Origin of the sequence: Streptomyces sp. 1114.5 (assembly GCF_003635085.1) — a bacterium.
Taxonomy (GTDB): Bacteria; Actinomycetota; Actinomycetes; order Streptomycetales; family Streptomycetaceae; genus Kitasatospora.
In genome coordinates this window covers 489,980-507,807 of record NZ_RBXE01000001.1, presented here as the reverse complement: position 1 = coordinate 507,807, position 17,828 = coordinate 489,980, and the positions used below count along the sequence as shown (strand labels likewise).

Annotated in this window: 13 protein-coding genes; 11 read left to right on the top strand and 2 right to left on the bottom strand. The window is 69.7% G+C overall.

Features of this window, described 5'->3' with window-relative positions:
* The first annotated feature begins 309 nt into the window (after window positions 1-309).
* From BX285_RS02150 to BX285_RS02100, 11 genes are all read left to right on the top strand, one after another.
* Window positions 310-1,953, top strand: coding sequence for an ABC transporter substrate-binding protein (locus BX285_RS02150; RefSeq protein WP_097236405.1), 1,644 nt, complete (start codon window positions 310-312; stop codon window positions 1,951-1,953).
* Between the two features lie 141 nt (window positions 1,954-2,094).
* Window positions 2,095-3,021: an ABC transporter permease gene (locus BX285_RS02145; protein ID WP_097236404.1), complete on the top strand. Its 927-nt coding sequence runs from the start codon at window positions 2,095-2,097 to the stop codon at window positions 3,019-3,021.
* Window positions 3,014-3,958: an ABC transporter permease gene (locus tag BX285_RS02140; protein ID WP_097236403.1), complete on the top strand. Its 945-nt coding sequence runs from the start codon at window positions 3,014-3,016 to the stop codon at window positions 3,956-3,958. Before BX285_RS02145 ends, BX285_RS02140 begins: the two co-directional genes overlap by 8 nt.
* Window positions 3,959-3,977: 19 nt before the next feature.
* Window positions 3,978-5,027: an ABC transporter ATP-binding protein gene (locus tag BX285_RS02135; protein WP_097236402.1), complete on the top strand. Its 1,050-nt coding sequence runs from the start codon at window positions 3,978-3,980 to the stop codon at window positions 5,025-5,027.
* Complete coding sequence (locus BX285_RS02130; protein ID WP_097236401.1) at window positions 5,020-6,036, top strand: ABC transporter ATP-binding protein; 1,017 nt, start codon at window positions 5,020-5,022, stop codon at window positions 6,034-6,036. The genes BX285_RS02135 and BX285_RS02130 overlap by 8 nt, the downstream gene beginning before the upstream one ends.
* Before the next feature lie 186 nt (window positions 6,037-6,222).
* Window positions 6,223-7,848, top strand: a complete 1,626-nt coding sequence (locus tag BX285_RS02125; RefSeq protein WP_121174315.1) for an ABC transporter substrate-binding protein — start codon at window positions 6,223-6,225, stop codon at window positions 7,846-7,848.
* A gap of 117 nt (window positions 7,849-7,965) precedes the next feature.
* Window positions 7,966-8,892 carry an ABC transporter permease gene (locus BX285_RS02120; RefSeq protein ID WP_097236399.1) on the top strand — a complete coding sequence of 309 codons (927 nt, stop codon included), beginning with the start codon at window positions 7,966-7,968 and terminating at the stop codon, window positions 8,890-8,892.
* A 76-nt stretch (window positions 8,893-8,968) separates the two neighbouring features.
* Window positions 8,969-9,883, top strand: a complete 915-nt coding sequence (locus BX285_RS02115) for an ABC transporter permease (RefSeq protein ID WP_097240030.1) — start codon at window positions 8,969-8,971, stop codon at window positions 9,881-9,883.
* Window positions 9,884-9,911: 28 nt separating this feature from the next.
* A complete protein-coding gene (locus BX285_RS02110; protein WP_097236398.1) occupies window positions 9,912-10,952 on the top strand; it encodes an ABC transporter ATP-binding protein in 1,041 nt (346 codons plus the stop codon).
* Entirely contained in the window at window positions 10,942-12,126 is a 1,185-nt protein-coding gene (locus BX285_RS02105) for an ABC transporter ATP-binding protein (RefSeq protein ID WP_259470406.1), read from the top strand. The genes BX285_RS02110 and BX285_RS02105 overlap by 11 nt, the downstream gene beginning before the upstream one ends.
* Before the next feature lie 176 nt (window positions 12,127-12,302).
* Window positions 12,303-13,352: an ABC transporter ATP-binding protein gene (locus tag BX285_RS02100; protein ID WP_121174314.1), complete on the top strand. Its 1,050-nt coding sequence runs from the start codon at window positions 12,303-12,305 to the stop codon at window positions 13,350-13,352.
* A 14-nt stretch (window positions 13,353-13,366) separates the two neighbouring features.
* Here the strand turns inward: BX285_RS02100 and BX285_RS02095 are convergent, their stop codons facing one another.
* Both BX285_RS02095 and BX285_RS39085 read right to left on the bottom strand, forming a co-directional pair.
* The gene (locus BX285_RS02095) at window positions 13,367-15,085 is read right to left on the bottom strand and encodes an ABC transporter family substrate-binding protein (RefSeq protein ID WP_097236396.1); all 1,719 of its coding nucleotides are present in this window, start codon (window positions 15,083-15,085) and stop codon (window positions 13,367-13,369) included.
* Between the two features lie 138 nt (window positions 15,086-15,223).
* On the bottom strand, window positions 15,224-17,620 hold the full coding sequence (locus BX285_RS39085; protein ID WP_183106982.1) for a hypothetical protein: 2,397 nt from the start codon (window positions 17,618-17,620) through the stop codon (window positions 15,224-15,226).
* Window positions 17,621-17,828 lie beyond the last annotated feature (208 nt).

Below are 17,828 nucleotides of genomic sequence, written 5' to 3'. Positions count from 1 at the left end.
ACCCGAGTGTCCGCTGAGCGGACGTGACAGTTCGTCATCCGTGACGACTGTCCGTTTGGTGCCTGTCTGGCTATGTCTCAAATGTCCGGTTTTCGAAACTTACCGACTGTTCATGTGACCTAATTGAGATCGTCACTGGTCACTTTCGTGTCCGTGCGTGACGGATAGTGGGTGCAGTCAGGCTCGGGTCAAGGGTTAACGCGCAGGGGTGCGCGCCGAAACCACGAGCGCGGACGGCACAGCGGGCCCGGTGACAAACCGTTCCGCGGTGCTCTCCTCGTTGCAACGTCGAATTCAGGAGGCACACCGATGCGTGGTGGGAGCCAGGCCAAGTGGGTTGTCGCAGCTGTTGCGGTCGCCCTTGCCGCGACTGCTTGTAGCAGCAGCAGCGACACCTCCAGCGGGGGCAGCTCCGATGGTGCCGTCAACGCCCAGGGCATCTTCAGCTACCAGAGCGGGGAGCCGCAGAACCCGCTCCAGCCGGCCAACGCCAACGAGACCATCGGTGGCCGTGTCATCAAGAACCTCTTCCGGGGCCTTGTCGACTACGATCCCGCGACCGGTGCGCTGCGCAACCAGGTGGCCGAGAAGATCGAGACCACCGATGCCCAGCACTTCACCGTCACGCTGAAGTCCGGCTGGACCTTCCACGACGGAACCCCGGTCACCTCCAACTCCTTCGTGAAGGCGTGGAACTGGTCGGCCAACGTCAAGAACAACCAGATCAACTCCTCCTGGTTCTCCGACATCGTCGGCTACGACGCCGTCCACCCGGAGAAGGGCGACCCGACCGCCACCGAGATGACCGGTCTGAAGGTCGTCGACGACACCCACTTCACCATCGAGCTGACCAGCCCGGTCTCGTACTTCACGTACAAGCTCGGCTACTCGGCGTTCTCCCCGCTGCCCGAGGGCTTCTTCGCGGACCCGAAGGGCTACGGCGAGAAGCCGGTCGGCAACGGCCCCTACAAGTTCGTCTCGTGGGAGCACAACAAGGCCATCACGGTCCAGGCGTTCGACAAGTACGCGGGCACCGACAAGCCGAAGAACGGTGGCATCGTCTTCCGCAACTACGCCACCGGCGAGGCTGCGTACAAGGACCTGATGTCCGACACCGTGGACGTCCTGGACCAGGTCGACTCGACCGACCTGCCGAAGTTCAAGGACGACCTGGGCAAGCGCGCCGTCGACCAGCCGCAGGGCGCCATCCAGAACATCTCGTTCGCGCTGTACAACGCGGACTGGTCCTCCCTGGACAAGGACAAGGCCGCCAAGATCCGCCAGGGCATCTCGATGGCGATCGACCGCGACACCATCACCAAGACCGTCCTGAACGGCAACCGCCAGCCCGCCGACGCGTTCGTGGCGCCCGGCGTCATGGGCTACAAGGCCGGCACCTGCGGCGACGCCTGCAAGTTCGACCCGGCCAAGGCCAAGCAGCTGATCCAGGAGGGCGGCGGCGTCCCCGGCGGCAAGCTCAGCATCATGTACAACTCCGACGGCAGCCACAAGGAGTGGGTGGACGCGGTCTGCAACTCGATCCGGCAGAGCACCGGCGTCGAGTGCCTCGGTGACCCGAAGCCGGACTTCAAGACCGTCCGCAACCTGGTCACCAAGCAGCAGGTCCCGAGCATGATGCGGACCGGCTGGCAGCAGGACTACCCGCTGAACGCCAACTTCCTGCGTGACGTCTACGGCACCGGTGCGTCCTCCAACGACTCGCACTACTCCAGCCCGGAGTTCGACAAGCTGGCGCAGCAGGCCGACGCCGCGACCACGGTCGAGAAGACCGCCGAGCTGTACCAGCAGGCTGAGGCCGTTCTGGCCAAGGACATGCCGTCCATCCCGCTCTGGTACTACAAGACCAGCTCGGGCTACTCCAACAAGGTCCAGAACGTGAAGTTCGACTCCTTCGGCGACCCGGTCTTCACCGACGTCGAGGTCAAGAAGTAATCGGTCGGCACCGCCTGACCCAGTGCCAACGGCCGGTGCCTGTCCCATCCCCACAAGGGCGGGGACCGGTACCGGCCGTTGGCACGCCGACTTATCTCTTGCCGGGTTGACGGGCCCGGCAGAGCCATACATGGAGGCACGATGGGGCGCTTTGTCGCGAGGCGACTGCTCCAGATGATCCCGGTCTTCCTCGGAACGACCTTGCTCATCTTTGTGATGGTGCACGCGCTGCCGGGCGACCCGGTGGCAGCGTTGTGGGGCGAGAAGGCGCCGGACCCGGCCCAGCTCGCCGCCCGGAGGCACCAGCTGGGCTTGGACAAACCCATGCTCCAGCAGTACTTCGACTACATGAGCGGCATGTTCACCGGGGACTTCGGCAAGACCCTGTCCGGGCGGCCCGTGCTCGACGTGATCACCGAAGCACTGCCGGTCACCATCCGGCTGGCGCTGTTCGCGTTCGCCATCGAGATCGTGCTGGGTGTCGGCGTCGGCCTGTTCGCCGGTCTGCGCCGCGGCAAGGCGTTCGACAAGGGCGCCCTGGTCATCACCCTGCTGCTGATCTCGATCCCGGTCCCGGTGCTGGGCTTCATCTTCCAGACGATCTTCGCGGACGATCTGAAGTGGGTCACGCCGACCGTCCAGAACTCCGACGACATCACGCAGCTGGTGCTGCCGGCCTTCGTGCTCGGCTCGCTGTCGCTGGCCTACGTCGCGCGTCTCACCCGTACCTCCATAGCCGAGAACATCAAGGCCGACTACGTGCGCACCGCGGTGGCCAAGGGCCTGCCGCGCCGCAAGGTGATCACCACTCACCTGCTGCGCAACTCGCTGATCCCGGTCGTCACCTTCCTGGGCACCGACCTCGGCGCCCTCATGGGCGGCGCGATCGTGACCGAGGGCATCTTCAACGTCAAGGGCGTCGGCAACGCGCTCTACCACGCGATCAACCTGAAGGAGGGCTCGACGGTCTCCGGCTTCGTGGCCTTCCTGGTGATCGTGTACCTGGCCGCCGGCCTGATCGTCGACCTGCTTTACGCGGTCCTGGACCCGAGGATCCGTTATGCCTGACCTGACCGAGAAGAAGACCGCCGGGGACATCCCGGCGCAGCGCACCGGGACGAGCGCGGTGCAGAAGCCGGAGAAGGCCCGCAGCCTCGGCTCCGACGCCTGGCACGACCTGCGCCGCAAGCCGATCTTCGTGATCTCCGCGCTGCTGATCCTGCTGCTGGTGGTCATCGCGATCGCGCCGGGCCTGTTCACCTCGGTGGACCCGCGCGCCGGTGACCTGCGCAACCACTACCTGACGAAGCCGAACTACAGCCACTTCTTCCAGCCGGACTGGTTCGGCTACGACCTCCAGGGGCGCAGCATCTACGCCCGCGTCCTGTACGGCGCCCGCGCGTCGGTGGTGGTCGGCATCTGCGTGACCCTCGGTGTGACCATCCTCGGTGGCATCGCCGGCATGGTCGCCGGTTACTTCGGCGGCTGGGTCGACACGATCATCTCCCGCGTCACCGACATCTTCTTCGGCATCCCGCTGCTGCTCGGCTCGCTGGTGATCCTGAACGCCTTCACCTCGCGCACCATCTGGAGCGTGGTCTTCGCGCTCGTCGCCCTGGGCTGGACCCAGATGACCCGTGTCATGCGCGGCTCGGTGATCACGGTCAAGCAGGCGGACTTCGTGACGGCCGCCAAGGCGCTGGGCGCCGGCACCGGCCGGATCATGTTCCGTCACATCCTGCCGAACGCGATCGCTCCGGTGATCGTCGTCGCCACCATCGCGCTCGGCGGCTACATCGCCACCGAGGCGACGCTGAGCTTCCTCGGCATCGGTCTGCAGGACCCGACCATCTCCTGGGGCATCGACATCAACTCGGCCCAGAAGGTGATCCGTACGGCGCCGTTCGCCCTGTTCTTCCCCGCCGGCATGCTGAGCCTGACCGTGCTGGCCTTCATCATGCTCGGCGACGCGGTGCGCGACGCCCTCGACCCGAAGCTCCGCTGAGAGAAGAGGTGACGACCCGATGACCACCGTGATCGAGAACGACCAGAAAAACGACCGTCTCGAAGTTGGCACCCCTCTCCTGGAGGTGAAGGACCTCCACGTGGAGTTCCACACCCGGGACGGGATCGCCAAGGCCGTGAACGGCGTCAACTACTCCGTCGCGGCCGGCGAGACCCTCGCCGTGCTCGGCGAGTCCGGCTCCGGCAAGTCCGTGACGGCACAGACCATCATGGGCATCCTGGACATGCCCCCGGGCAAGGTGACCCAGGGCCAGATCCTGTACCGCGGCCAGGACATGCTCACGATGAGCAACGAGGACCGGCGCAAGATCCGCGGCCGGAAGATCGCGATGATCTTCCAGGACGCGCTGTCCGCGCTCAACCCCGTGCTCAGCGTCGGCCACCAGCTCGGCGAGATGTACCGGGTGCACGAGGGTGCCTCCAAGGCCGTGGCCAAGGCCAAGGCCATCGAGCTGATGGACCGGGTGCGCATCCCCGCTGCCAAGCAGCGCGTGAACGACTACCCGCACCAGTTCTCCGGCGGCATGCGCCAGCGCATCATGATCGCCATGGCGCTGTCCCTGCAGCCCGACCTGATCATCGCGGACGAGCCCACCACCGCCCTGGACGTGACCGTCCAGGCCCAGGTGATGGACCTGCTCGCCGAGCTGCAGGCCGAGTACAACATGGGCCTGATCCTGATCACCCACGACCTCGGCGTGGTCGCCGACGTCGCGGACAAGATCGCCGTGATGTACGCCGGCCGGATCGTCGAGACGGCCCCGGTGCACGACCTGTACGCGAACCCCGCGCACCCGTACACCAAGGGCCTGCTCCGCTCCATCCCGCGCCTGGACCAGAAGGGCCAGGAGCTGTACGCGATCAAGGGCCTGCCCCCGAACCTGCTGAAGGTTCCGGCCGGCTGCGCGTTCAACCCCCGCTGCGACGTCGCCACCGACCTGTGCCGCACCGAGATCCCGGTGCTGCACCACGTGACGGACAAGGACGGCAAGGAGCTCACCGGCCGCCGCAGCGCGTGCCACCTCTGGAAGGAGACCCTCCATGGCTGAGAACATCCTGGAGGTCAAGGACCTGGTCAAGCACTACCCGCTGACCCAGGGCATCCTCTTCAAGAAGCAGGTCGGCGCGGTCAAGGCGGTTGACGGCATCTCGTTCGACCTGAAGAAGGGCGAGACGCTCGGCATCGTCGGCGAGTCCGGCTGTGGCAAGTCCACGCTGGCCAAGGTGCTGATGAACCTGGAGCGGCCCACCTCCGGCCAGGTGCTGTTCAAGGGCGAGGACATCTCCCAGCTGTCCGGTGCGGCCCTCAAGGCCGTCCGCCGGAACATCCAGATGGTGTTCCAGGACCCGTACACCTCGCTCAACCCGCGCATGACGGTCGGCGACATCATCGGTGAGCCGTTCGAGATCCACCCGGAGGTGGCGCCGAAGGGCGACCGCCGCAAGGCCGTCCAGGACCTGCTGGACGTCGTGGGTCTGAACCCGGAGTACATCAACCGGTACCCGCACCAGTTCTCCGGCGGCCAGCGCCAGCGCATCGGCATCGCCCGCGGTCTCGCGCTCAAGCCCGAGATCATCATCTGCGACGAGCCGGTCTCCGCCCTGGACGTGTCCGTCCAGGCGCAGGTGATCAACCTGCTGGAGCAGCTGCAGGGCGACTTCGGGCTCTCCTACATGTTCATCGCGCACGACCTCTCCATCGTCCGGCACATCTCCGACCGCGTCGGCGTGATGTACCTGGGCAAGATGGTCGAGATCGGCTCCGACGAGGAGATCTACGAGAACGCCACCCACCCGTACACCCAGGCGCTGCTCTCCGCGGTGCCGGTGCCGGACCCGACGGCGCGCGAGTCGCGGGACCGGATCGTGCTCACCGGGGACATCCCGTCGCCGGCCAACCCGCCGTCCGGCTGCCGCTTCCGCACCCGCTGCTGGAAGGCGCAGGACCGCTGCGCCGAGGAGATCCCGCTGCTCGCGGTCCCCTCGGTGCTGGAGGGCCCGGCCGCGCACGACTCGGCCTGCCACTTCCCCGAGGTCCGGGAGCAGGCTGCCGCCTGATCCCCGCACTCCCCGGAAGGGCCCGTGGCTTCGCCGCCACGGGCCCTTCCGTCGTTCGGGCGGTCGGGCGCTGCGTCAACTCCGCAGCAGGTCACCGCACCCATCCGGGTGCACCCGACTCGCGCCGTCGCCGGGGCGCGCTTCTCATGGGGTGTGATGCGACACACACCTTGAGGAGGGACCTCCATGCCCGTAGCTGCCCGCGCTCGCCTGGTCCTCGCCGCTGCGACGTCCGTGGTCCTGGTGGCCACCGGGTGCAGCAGCAGCGGCGGTGGAGGGGGCGGTGGCTCGTCGGACGCCACCAAGAGCTTCAGCTACCAGAGCAACGAGCCGCAGAACCCGCTGCAGCCCGCCAACGCGAACGAGGTCGGCGGCGGTCGCATCATCCAGAACCTCTTCAAGGGGCTGGTCGACTACGACCCGAGCAACGCCAAGATCCGGATGCAGGTCGCGGACAAGATCGACACCACTGACTCGCAGACCTTCACCGTCACGCTGAAGGACGGCTGGAAGTTCCACGACGGCACCCCGGTGCACGCCAAGAACTTCGTCAACGCCTGGAACTGGGGCGCCAACCCCGCCAACAGCCAGATCAACAGCTCCTGGTTCTCGGACATCGAGGGCTACCAGGACATCCACCCGACCTCCGGCAAGCCCACCACGGACAAGATGTCCGGCCTGACCGTCACCGACGACCTGCACTTCACGATCAAGCTGAGCCACAAGGTCTCGTACTTCGAGTACAAGCTCGGCTACATCGCCTTCTCGCCGCTGCCGGACGGCTTCTTCAACGACCCGAACGGGTACGGGCAGAAGCCGGTGGGCAACGGCCCGTACCAGTTCGTCAGTTGGTCGCACAACAGCCAGGTGGTCACCAAGGCCTTCCCGGACTACCAGGGCGTGGACAAGCCGAAGAACGGCGGCATCGTCTTCAAGATGTACACCACGTCCGAGGCCGCCTACGCCGACCTGCAGTCCAACAACCTGGACGTGATGGACCAGGTGCCGCCCTCCGCGCTGGCGACGTACAAGAACGACCTCGGCGATCGGGCGGTGGACGCCCCGCAGGGTGCCATCCAGAACATCGGCTTCACGCTCTACCAGGCCGACTGGTCCTCCCCGGACAAGGCCAAGGTGCGCCAGGGCCTGTCGATGGCGATCGACCGCAACACCATCTCCAAGACGGTGCTGCAGGGCTCCCGCAAGCCGGCCACCGCCTGGGTGGCCGAGGGCGTCGAGGGCTACAAGGACGGCGCCTGCGGGGACTTCTGCACGTTCGACGCGGCCAAGGCCAAGCAGCTGATCCAGGAGGGCGGCGGCGTCCCCGGCAACAAGCTGCTGATCACCTACAACGCGGACGGCGGCCACAAGGAGTGGGTCGACGCGGTCTGCAACTCGATCCGGCAGAGCACCGGGGTCGACTGCCTGGGCGACCCCAAGCCCGACTTCAAGACCGCGCGGGCAGCGATCACCGGGCACCAGCTCAACGGCGCCTTCCGCACCGGCTGGGTGCAGGACTACCCGCTGAACGCCAACTTCCTGGCCGACGTGTACCGCACCGGCGCCGCCTCCAACGACTTCGGGTACAGCAACCCGCAGTTCGACGACGCCGCCACCAAGGCCGACGAGGCGCCCAGCGTCGCCGACACCGTGACCGGCTACCAGCAGGCCGAGGCCGTGCTGCCGAGCGGGATGCCGGCCATCCCGCTCTGGTACTACCGGACCAACTCGGGCTACTCGACCAAGGTGCAGAACGTGAAGTTCGACTCCTTCGGAAACCCGGCCTGGACCCAGGTCGAGGTCAAGGGCTGATCCCCGGGCCCAGGCCCTGATCCCCTCGCGCCGGCCCCGCCCTCCCCGCACGGAGGGCGGGGCGCGGTCTCCCGGCCGACCGGCCCGGCCGGTCGACCCCCTAGGAAGGAGGCTCGGATGGGCAGTTACGTGCTGCGGCGGGTGCTGCAGATGATCCCGGTGTTCTTCGGCACCACGCTGCTGATCTTCCTGATGGTCTACTCGCTGCCCGGCGACCCGGTCGCGGCGCTGTTCGGCGAGAAGGCCGCCGACCCGGCCGTGGTGGCCAGCATCAAGCACACGTACTACCTGGACCAGCCGATCTGGAAGCAGTACCTGCACTACATGGGGAACCTCTTCCAGGGGGATTTCGGAACCAGCTTCACGGGCCGTCCGGTCTCCGAGATCATGGCGGACGCCTTCCCGGTCACCATCCGGCTGGCGCTGATGGCCTTCGTCTTCGAGATGGTCCTGGGCCTCGCCCTCGGCGTGGTCTCCGGGCTGCGGCGCGGCAGCATCCCGGACACCCTGGTGCTGATCCTGACCCTGGTGGTGATCTCGATCCCGGTCTTCGTGCTGGCCTACATCGCACAGACGGTGTTCGCCACCAACCTGGGCTGGGTCACGCCGACCGTCCAGGACAGCTACGACCTCTCCCAGCTCGTGCTGCCGGCCGTCGTCCTGGGCTCGCTCTCGCTGGCGTACGTCGCCCGGCTCACCCGGACGTCCATCGGCGAGAACCTGCGGGCCGACTACATCCGCACCGCCGTCGCCAAGGGCCTGCCCCGACGGACCATCATCACCCGCCACCTGCTGCGCAACTCGCTGATCCCGGTGGTCACCTTCCTCGGCACCGACCTCGGTGCGCTGATGGGCGGGGCGATCGTCACCGAGGGCATCTTCAACGTGCAGGGCATCGGCAACGTCCTGTACCGGGCGATCAACCACAAGGAAGGCCCCACCGTGGTCGGCATCGTGACCGTGCTGGTGATCGTCTACCTGGTCGCCAGCCTGCTCGTCGACCTGCTCTACGCGGTCCTGGACCCGAGGATCCGCTATGCCTGACATCCACGACGAGGACTCGTACGAACCGCACCCCAAGCCCGGCGTCTCCCGCCTCGACTACGCAGGGGAGCAGGGCATGGCGGTCGAGCAGGAGACCCTGGTCGAACGCGACGCGGTGAAGCGGGAGGAGGCCCGCAGCCTCTGGGGCGACGCCTGGCGGGACCTGCGCCGGCGGCCCATCTTCCTGATCTCCGCGGTGCTGATCCTGCTGCTGGTGCTGATGGCGATCTTCCCCTGGGCGTTCACCGACGCCGACCCGCGCAAGGCCGACCTGGTCAACGACTACCTGAAGCGGCCGGACTGGGGCGACGTCTTCGGGGCCGGCTGGTTCGGCTACGACGCGCAGGGCCGGTCCATCTACGCTCGGGTTATCTACGGCGCCCGCGCCTCGATCACCGTCGGCATCTTCGTGACCGCCGCCGTCACCGTGCTCGGCGGGCTGACCGGGATGGTCGCCGGCTACTTCGGCGGCGCCGTCGACGCGGTGATCTCCCGGATCATCGACATCTTCTTCGGCATCCCGCTGCTGCTCGGCGCGCTGGTGATGCTGAACGCCTTCTCCACCCGCACGGTGTGGAGCGTGGTCATCGCCCTGGGCGTGCTCGGCTGGACCCAGATCGCCCGGGTGATGCGCGGCGCGGTGCTGACCGTCAAACAGGCCGACTACGTGGTGGCCGGGCGGGCGCTCGGCGCCGGGACGGGCCGACTGATGTTCCGGCACATCCTGCCGAACGCGATCGCCCCGGTGATCGTCGTCGCCACCATCGCGCTCGGCGGCTACATCGCCACCGAGGCGACGCTGAGCTTCCTCGGCATCGGTCTGCAGGACCCGACCATCTCCTGGGGCATCGACATCTCCTCCGCCCAGAAGGTCATCCGGACGGCGCCCTACGTGCTGTTCTTCCCGGCGGCGGCGCTGTCCGTCACCGTGCTGGCCTTCATCATGCTGGGCGACGCGGTGCGCGACGCCCTCGATCCGAAGCTTCGCTGAGCGAGGGGAGCGCATCGTGAGTACAGCGATGGACACCACCGGGAGCGAACGAGAGGCGCCCTACCAGGGGCCGCTGCTCGACGTACGGGACCTGCACGTCGAGTTCGTCACCCGGGACGGCGTCGCGAAGGCCGTCAACGGCGTCGACTACAGCGTCCGGGCGGGCGAGACCCTGGCGGTGCTGGGCGAGTCCGGCTCCGGCAAGTCGGTGACGGCGCAGGCGATCATGGGCATCCTCGACATGCCGCCGGCCCGGATCCCGGGCGGCGAGATCCGCTTCCGGGGCCGGGACATGCTCAGGATGAGCAAGGACGAGCGGCGGAAGATCCGCGGCCAGAAGATCGCGATGATCTTCCAGGACGCGCTGTCCGCGCTCAACCCGGTGCTCAGCGTCGGCTTCCAGCTGGGCGAGATGTTCCGGGCCCACCACGGCGTCTCCCGCGCGGAGGCGAAGGAGAAGGCCGTCGAGCTGATGGACCGGGTGCGCATCCCGGCCGCCAAGCAGCGGGTGGACGACTATCCGCACCAGTTCTCCGGCGGCATGCGCCAGCGCATCATGATCGCGATGGCATTGGCGCTGGAGCCGGACCTGATCATCGCGGACGAGCCGACCACCGCGCTGGACGTGACGGTGCAGGCCCAGGTGATGGACCTGCTGGCCGACCTGCAGTCCGAGTTCAACATGGGCCTGATCCTGATCACCCACGACCTGGGCGTGGTCGCGGACGTCGCGGACAAGATCGCGGTGATGTACGCCGGCCGGATCGTGGAGACCGCGCCCGTGCACGAGCTGTACGCGCGGCCCGCGCACCCGTACACCAGGGGCTTGCTGGACTCCATCCCGCGGCTGGACCAGAAGGGCCAGGAGCTCTACGCGATCAAGGGCCTGCCGCCCAACCTGCTGCGGATCCCCGCGGGCTGCGCCTTCAACCCGCGCTGCCCGCGGGCGCAGGACATCTGCCGGACCGATGTGCCGGAGCTGTTCCCGGTCAGCGAGGACGACGGGACACCGGTGGAGGGGCGCGGCAGTGCCTGCTTCTTCTGGAAGGAGACCCTCCATGACCGCTGACGGGGCCAGTACGCCGGGGGCGGGGGTGCCGGGCGAGAGGGGACCGGACGGGGCGGCGCCGGCGCCGGAGGAGGCCGCCTTCGCGCAGGAGGTGCCGCGCGGCGAGCCGATCCTGGAGGTCCGCGACCTGGTCAAGCACTTCCCGCTGACCCAGGGCGTCCTGTTGAAGAAGCAGGTCGGCGCGGTCAAGGCGGTCGACGGCGTCAGCTTCGACCTGATGCAGGGCGAGACGCTCGGCATCGTCGGCGAGTCCGGCTGCGGGAAGTCCACGCTGGCCAAGGTCCTGATGAACCTGGAGCCGGCCACCGGGGGATCCGTCCGGTACAAGGGGGAGGAGATCTCCCGGCTCTCGGGAGCGGCGCTGAAGGCCGTCCGCCGGAACATCCAGATGGTGTTCCAGGACCCGTACACCTCGCTGAATCCGCGGATGACCGTCGGCGACATCATCGGTGAGCCGTTCGAGATCCACCCGGAGGTGGCGCCGAAGGGCGACCGCCGCAAGGCCGTCCAGGACCTGCTGGACGTGGTCGGGCTCAACCCGGAGTACATCAACCGGTACCCGCACCAGTTCTCCGGTGGCCAGCGCCAGCGCATCGGCATCGCACGGGGGTTGACGCTCAAGCCGGAGATCATCATCTGCGACGAGCCGGTCTCGGCGCTGGACGTGTCGGTGCAGGCGCAGGTGATCAACCTGCTGGAGCAGCTGCAGGGCGACTTCAACCTGTCGTACATGTTCATCGCGCACGACCTCTCGATCGTCCGGCACATCTCGGACCGGGTCGGTGTGATGTACCTGGGCAGGATGGTCGAGATCGGCAGCGACGCGGAGATCTACGACCACGCGACGCACCCGTACACCCAGGCGCTGCTCTCGGCGGTGCCGGTGCCGGACCCGACGGCGCGCGAGTCGCGGGACCGGATCGTGCTCACCGGGGACGTGCCCTCGCCGGCCAACCCGCCGTCCGGCTGCCGCTTCCGCACCCGCTGCTGGAAGGCGCAGCAGCGGTGCGAGGACGAGGTGCCGCTGCTCGCCTCGCCGTCCTGGCTTCGCGGGGCGGCGTTCCATGACTCGGCGTGTCACTTCGCGGCGGAGCGCGAGAATGGGCACAGCGCGGCGGAGCGCGAGAACGGGCACAGCGCGGCGGAGCGCGGGAACGGGCAGGGCGCGGACTGAGGGTTCCGCTTCGAGGGCGCGTCCACTGTCCGGTGGACGCGCCCTCGGCGTTCGGTCGGCCCGTCGGGCCCGTGATGGAAAAGAGATCTGCCGCAGGCTCGCCAAGTGCGGCCCGGTCCTTGATAGTTGCTCTGCGCCTATCGGTGGTCGCTGCTGCGATGAGGAGGGCTGCTCACATGGACGCGGTGGAGGTGATCGGCGGCGGACGGGGGAGCCTGGCGCCCGGGGCCCCGTTGCTGGAGGTCGAGGATCTGCACGTGGAGTTCCATACCCGGGACGGCGTCGCCAAGGCCGTCAACGGGGTGAGCTACGCGGTGTCGGCCGGCGAGACGTTGGCGGTGCTGGGGGAGTCGGGGTCGGGCAAGTCGGTGACGGCGCAGGCGATCATGGGCATCCTGGACATGCCGCCGGGGCGGATCACCTCGGGGCGGATCCTGTTCCGCGGCGAGGACCTGCTGACCATGGGCGCCGGCGCCCGGCGGGCCGTCCGGGGCCGGCGGATCGCGATGATCTTCCAGGACGCGCTGTCCGCGCTCAACCCGGTGCTCAGCGTCGGCTTCCAGCTGGGCGAGATGTTCCGGGTGCACCACGGCGTCTCCCGCGCGGAGGCGAAGGAGAAGGCCGTCGAGCTGATGGACCGGGTGCGCATCCCGGCCGCCCGGCGGCGGGTGCACGACTACCCGCACCAGTTCTCGGGCGGCATGCGTCAGCGCATCATGATCGCGATGGCATTGGCGCTGGAGCCGGACCTGATCATCGCGGACGAGCCGACCACCGCGCTGGACGTGACGGTGCAGGCCCAGGTGATGGACCTGCTGGCCGACCTGCAGTCCGAGTTCAACATGGGCCTCATCCTGATCACCCACGACCTGGGCGTGGTCGCGGACGTCGCCGACAGGATCGCGGTGATGTACGCGGGCCGGATCGTGGAGACCGCGCCCGTGCACGAGCTGTACGCGCGGCCCGCGCACCCGTACACCAGGGGCTTGCTGGACTCCATCCCGCGGCTGGACCAGAAGGGCCGGAACCTGCACGCCATCCAGGGCCTGCCGCCGAGCCTGCTGCGGATCCCGGAGGGCTGCGCCTTCAACCCCCGCTGCGACCGGGCGCAGGACCGCTGCCGTGCCGAACTCCCACCGCTGGTCCCGGTGACGGGGGAGCACGGGGAGGAGCTGGCGGGCCGGCGCAGTGCCTGCCACTACTGGCGCGAGACGCTGCACGGCTGAGCCGGGCCGGCGGCCTACTTCACGAAGCCGACGTTCTCCCAGACGATGTCGGACAGGCCCTGCGCGCCGATGTTGGCGAGGTCGGCGCGGGCGCCGTAAAGCTGCGGGCGCTGGTAGAGCGGCAGGACGCCGGCCACCTTCCAGAGCTCGCCGTCGGCCTGGTTGACCGCCTCGGAGACGGTGGCCGCGTCGGTCGCGGCGGCGGCCCGGTCGAGTGCGGCGTCGGCCGCCGGGCTGCCCGCGCCGACGTGGTTGGTGCCGCCGTTCTGGACGAAGTTGGCGCGGCTGCCGCTGGCCGGGAAGGGGGTGCCGATCAGCGAGTAGGCGGTGAGGTCGAAGTCGCCGCGGTTGACGTACTTGTCGAAGAACTCGTTGGCGGGGGCGCTCGCCGTGGTGACCTTGATCCCGACGTCCTTGAGCATCCGGGTGGTGTCGGCGGCCTCGTTCTGGGCCTGGGTGACGCCGGCCGGGATGATCATCCGCAGGTTCAGCTCGCGGCCGTCCTTCTTCCGTACGTCGCCGCCGTCCGTCTTCCAGCCGGCCGCGTCCAGCTTGCGGGCGGCCTCGGCGGGGTCGTAGCGGGCCAGGCCCAGGGAGTTGTCGCGGTAGCCGTTCTGGTTGGTGACCAGCAGGTGGTTGTTGAGCGGGACGACGGGCCAGTCCAGGCCGTTGAGGTCGGCGCGGATGAGGGCGTCCCGGTTGATGGCCTGGAAGACGGCCTGGCGTACGGTCGCGTCGCTCAACGCGGGGGTGCGGGCGTTCAGGGTGAGCTGCCGGAAGTCCGGGCCGCCGGCGCGGCGCACGACGGCGCCCTTGACGTTCCGGATGGTCTGGTAACCGGCCACGTCGGGGCCGTTGTTGACGAGGTCGAGCTGTCCCTTGGCGAAGGCGGCGGGCATCGCGTCGGGGAGCATCGCGTGGAAGACGATCCTGTCCAGCACGGGCTTGTCGCCCCACCAGGCGGGGTCGGCGACCAGGGTGACGGTCTGTGCGGCACGGTCCAGCTGTTCGACCTTGAACGGGCCTGCGGTGACCGGGATCGCGTCCAGGTAGGAGGAGTTGAACAGCTCCGGGGTGGAGATCCGGGAGGCCGGCAGCAGCGGGGCGTTGCCGGCGCCGTTGAACATCGACTGCCACTCGGAGAACGGCCGGTCGAAGGTCATCACGGCCTGGAAGTCGTCCTTGCCGCGCTCGACCGCCGAGACCAGCTCGAAGCCGGTGCTGCTGGAAGGCTTGTAGGCCGGGTCCTTGCCGTTCAGGGCGCGCCAGTTGGCCTCGATGTCGCGCCAGGTGATCGGGGTGCCGTCGGACCAGTGGGCCTTCGGGTTGAGCGTCCAGGTGACCACCTGCCGGCCGTCCCTGAGCTCGGAGTGGGCCTCCTGTAGGTAGGCGGGGTTGACGGTCTGGGTGCCGGCCGCGTCCGAGCGGAAGAAGGTCGGCAGCAGCGGCTTGGTGACGGCGATGGTCGAGGACTCGCTGCCGTCGGTGTGGATCGGCGACCACTGGCGGGAGAACTGGGTGATCGCCAGATTGAGGGTGCCGCCCTGGCGCAGCTGGGCGCGGTCGTGGGGGTTGATGTCGATCGAGGTGAGCTTGGGCGACGCGGGCGCGGACGGCAGTGCGTCGCTGCCGCCGCCCTGGCCGGCTGCGCAGGAGCAGAGCGCCAGCGAGAGGGTGAGCGCGGTGAGGCCGGCGAGCAGGGCCGTCCCGTGGTGCTGGAGGCGGCGGCCCATCGACGTGCTCCCCGAGGTGGATGTGGCGGAAGGTGTGGCGTCACATCTTGCTGACCGGCAGGGCAGTTGTCGAGGGGCGGGCCCGGATGCGGACCCGCCCCCGTGACGAGGGCCCCCGATGACGGGGGCTCCGGTGCGTCAGACCGTGAACTTGAAGGTGCGGTCCTTGTCGCCGGTCTTGTCGAGGACGGAGGTGATGCCGTCCGCGACGTCCTGCGGAGCGATCGGGACGAGCTGGCCGTTCTTCTTGACCTTCACCTTGTCGAACACGTTGCCCAGCTGGGAGGCGAGCGCGTCGAGGTCCCACTTGGGCACGATCTTGCCGGAGGCGTCCGGGACGAGCGTGAGCACCTTGGCGGCGGTCTTCGGGCCGAAGTCCCAGGACTTGGTGCCGGCCACGACGTGCACCTTGCCGGCGGCCACCTGCTTGCCGAGGCTGTCGGCGGCGGCCTGGAGGGCCTGGGTGGAGACCTTCGGCTGGGCGGCCGTGACGGCGAGGGCGATCGGCTGGTCGGGCTTGCCGGCCGCGCGGTCGCGGTAGGCCTGCTCGATCACGTCCAGGGCGCTCGCCGAGTCCACCGCCTGGCCGGCCCGGCCGGGGACGACGATCGGCTCGCCGTTGGGGTCGCCGAACCTGACGTAACCCTCCTGCAGGCCCTGGCCGGAGCCGGCGGCCAGCGTGTCCAGGGCGGCCTTGAGCTTGGCCCGGTCGACCTTGACGTCCGGCGCGACGGCCTTGCTGCCGCCCTTGAGCGACTTGAACACGTCGACCGGGTTGTAGCTGTGCTGGGCCAGGCCGTCCACGGTGCCGGTGGTGTCGAAGCCCAGCCCGGCCACGGTCGGGTCGAGGTCCACGGTCTGGTCGCCGATCTTCAGCTTGAGCGGCTGCTGGCCGGCCTTGCCGACCGACTCGTCCAGGGTGTGGATCGCCTGGTCACGGCTGTTGCCGCCGATGTCGGTGCCGAGCACCACGGTGCCCTTGGGGACGTCGGACTGGTTGAGCATCAGGCCGGTGCCGTACGCGGCGGCGCCGAGGAACAGCACGGCGCCGATGCCGTAGACGCCCAGCTTGACCAGCTTCTTGCCGCCGCCGCGCTTGGCCTTGCCCTTGCCCTTGGCGGGCGCGGGCGCGGGCTCGGCCTTGGCGGGCGCCGGGGCGGGTACGGGCGAGGCGGCGGACGGACCGCCGTGGGCGGGCTCGGGCCGGGGCCCGGTGCCCGGGGCGGGCAGCGGGGTGACCTCGGTGGCCTCCGGGTCGCGGCCGGGCTGCGGGGGGCGGCCGGGCTGCGGGGCGGTGCCGGGCGCGCCCGGGAAGAGCGCGCCGGGTCCCGCCGGGCCGGCCGGGCCGTCCTGGCCGGGGCCGGCCGGGCGCTGGGTGGCGAACGGGTCGGCGCCGGTCGGGGCCGAGGTGAACAGGCCCGGCTGCTGACGGCCGTCGGCACCGTTCGGGGCGCCGTTGCGCGGAGGGCCGGATATCCCGGCGGGCGGCGGGGCGTCCTCGCGGATCGGCTTGAAGCCGTCGACCGAGGTGTCCTCCGGGCCGGGCTCGGGGCCCGGGCCGCCCTGCGGGCGCGGGCCGTTCGGCTGGAAGCCGTTCTGCGGGCCGCCCTGCTGCGGGCCGCCCTGCGGGGAGCCGTTGGGCCGGGCGCCGTTCGGCCGCGGGCGGTTCGGCAGCTGCCGGCTCTGCTGGGGGCGGCCGCCGCGCGGGCCGCGGGTGCCGGCGTCGGGGCCGGGGGTCGGGGCGAACGGGTCGGCGACCGGGGCGAAGGGGTCGGCGGCGGGCGCGAACGGGGCGGCGGCCTCGTAGACGCCCGGTTCCTCGGCCGGGGCGTCGGCGCGGCGCGGCTCGGCGGGCGTCGGGGCGGTCCGGTTCGGCGACTTGCCCTGCGCGGGCACCGGACGGCCGTTGGGCGCGCCGTCGGTACGGGCGGCGCCGCTCGCGCCCTGACGGGCAGCCTGCGGCCGGGGCGCGGCGGCGGTGCCGGACGCGGCCGGGCCCTCCGGTGCGCTCGGGGCGCCGGACGGCACGGCGGCGGGGGCGGGCTCGGTGGGCTGGGCCTTCTTCTGCCGCGGCCGGAACCAGGCGCCGGTGGACTCGGACTCGGAGGTCGCCGCCGGGATCGCCGGGATCTCCCACTCCGGCGGCAGGTTCGGCGGGGTGGCCGAGCGGTCGCCGCCCTCCATCACGCCGAGGACCGGCGAGGCCGGCGCGGAGCGGTGCCGCGGCCCGCCCTGCTCGGCGGCGGCCTGGGCCTCCTCGGCCGGGGCGTCCTCGTTCTTGACGGTGCTGCGGACGACGACCGGCGGGATCGGGCGCGAGCCGGGGATGTTGATCCGGACCCGGGTGGTCAGGGTGGTCTCGGTCTTCGGGCCGTCGTCCTCGCCGCCCGACGCGGCACCCTGGCCGGCGCCGGCCGCGGCCCGGTCGCCGCCGGGCAGCCCCGGTGTGCCGTAGGGCGGGGTGCCCGACGGGTAGGCGTCCGGGCCCGTGCGCCGGGGCGTCGGGTGGGCGTTGTCAGATTCGCGGCTGCTCAATGCTGCTCTGCTCCGGGTTCGCGGGCGGGCCGTGCGGCGCGACCGCGGTTCGTGGGCGCCGGGCCCGGCTGGGGCGGGCGGCGGTCGGGTACGGCGTTCTGCGGGACCACCATACTGGGAAGAACTGAGCGGTGAACGGCTTCGGACAGATCCTGATACGTCCGGTTCCTCCGGTATGAGAGTAAGGCCGTGTGTTCCTGACTGCGCG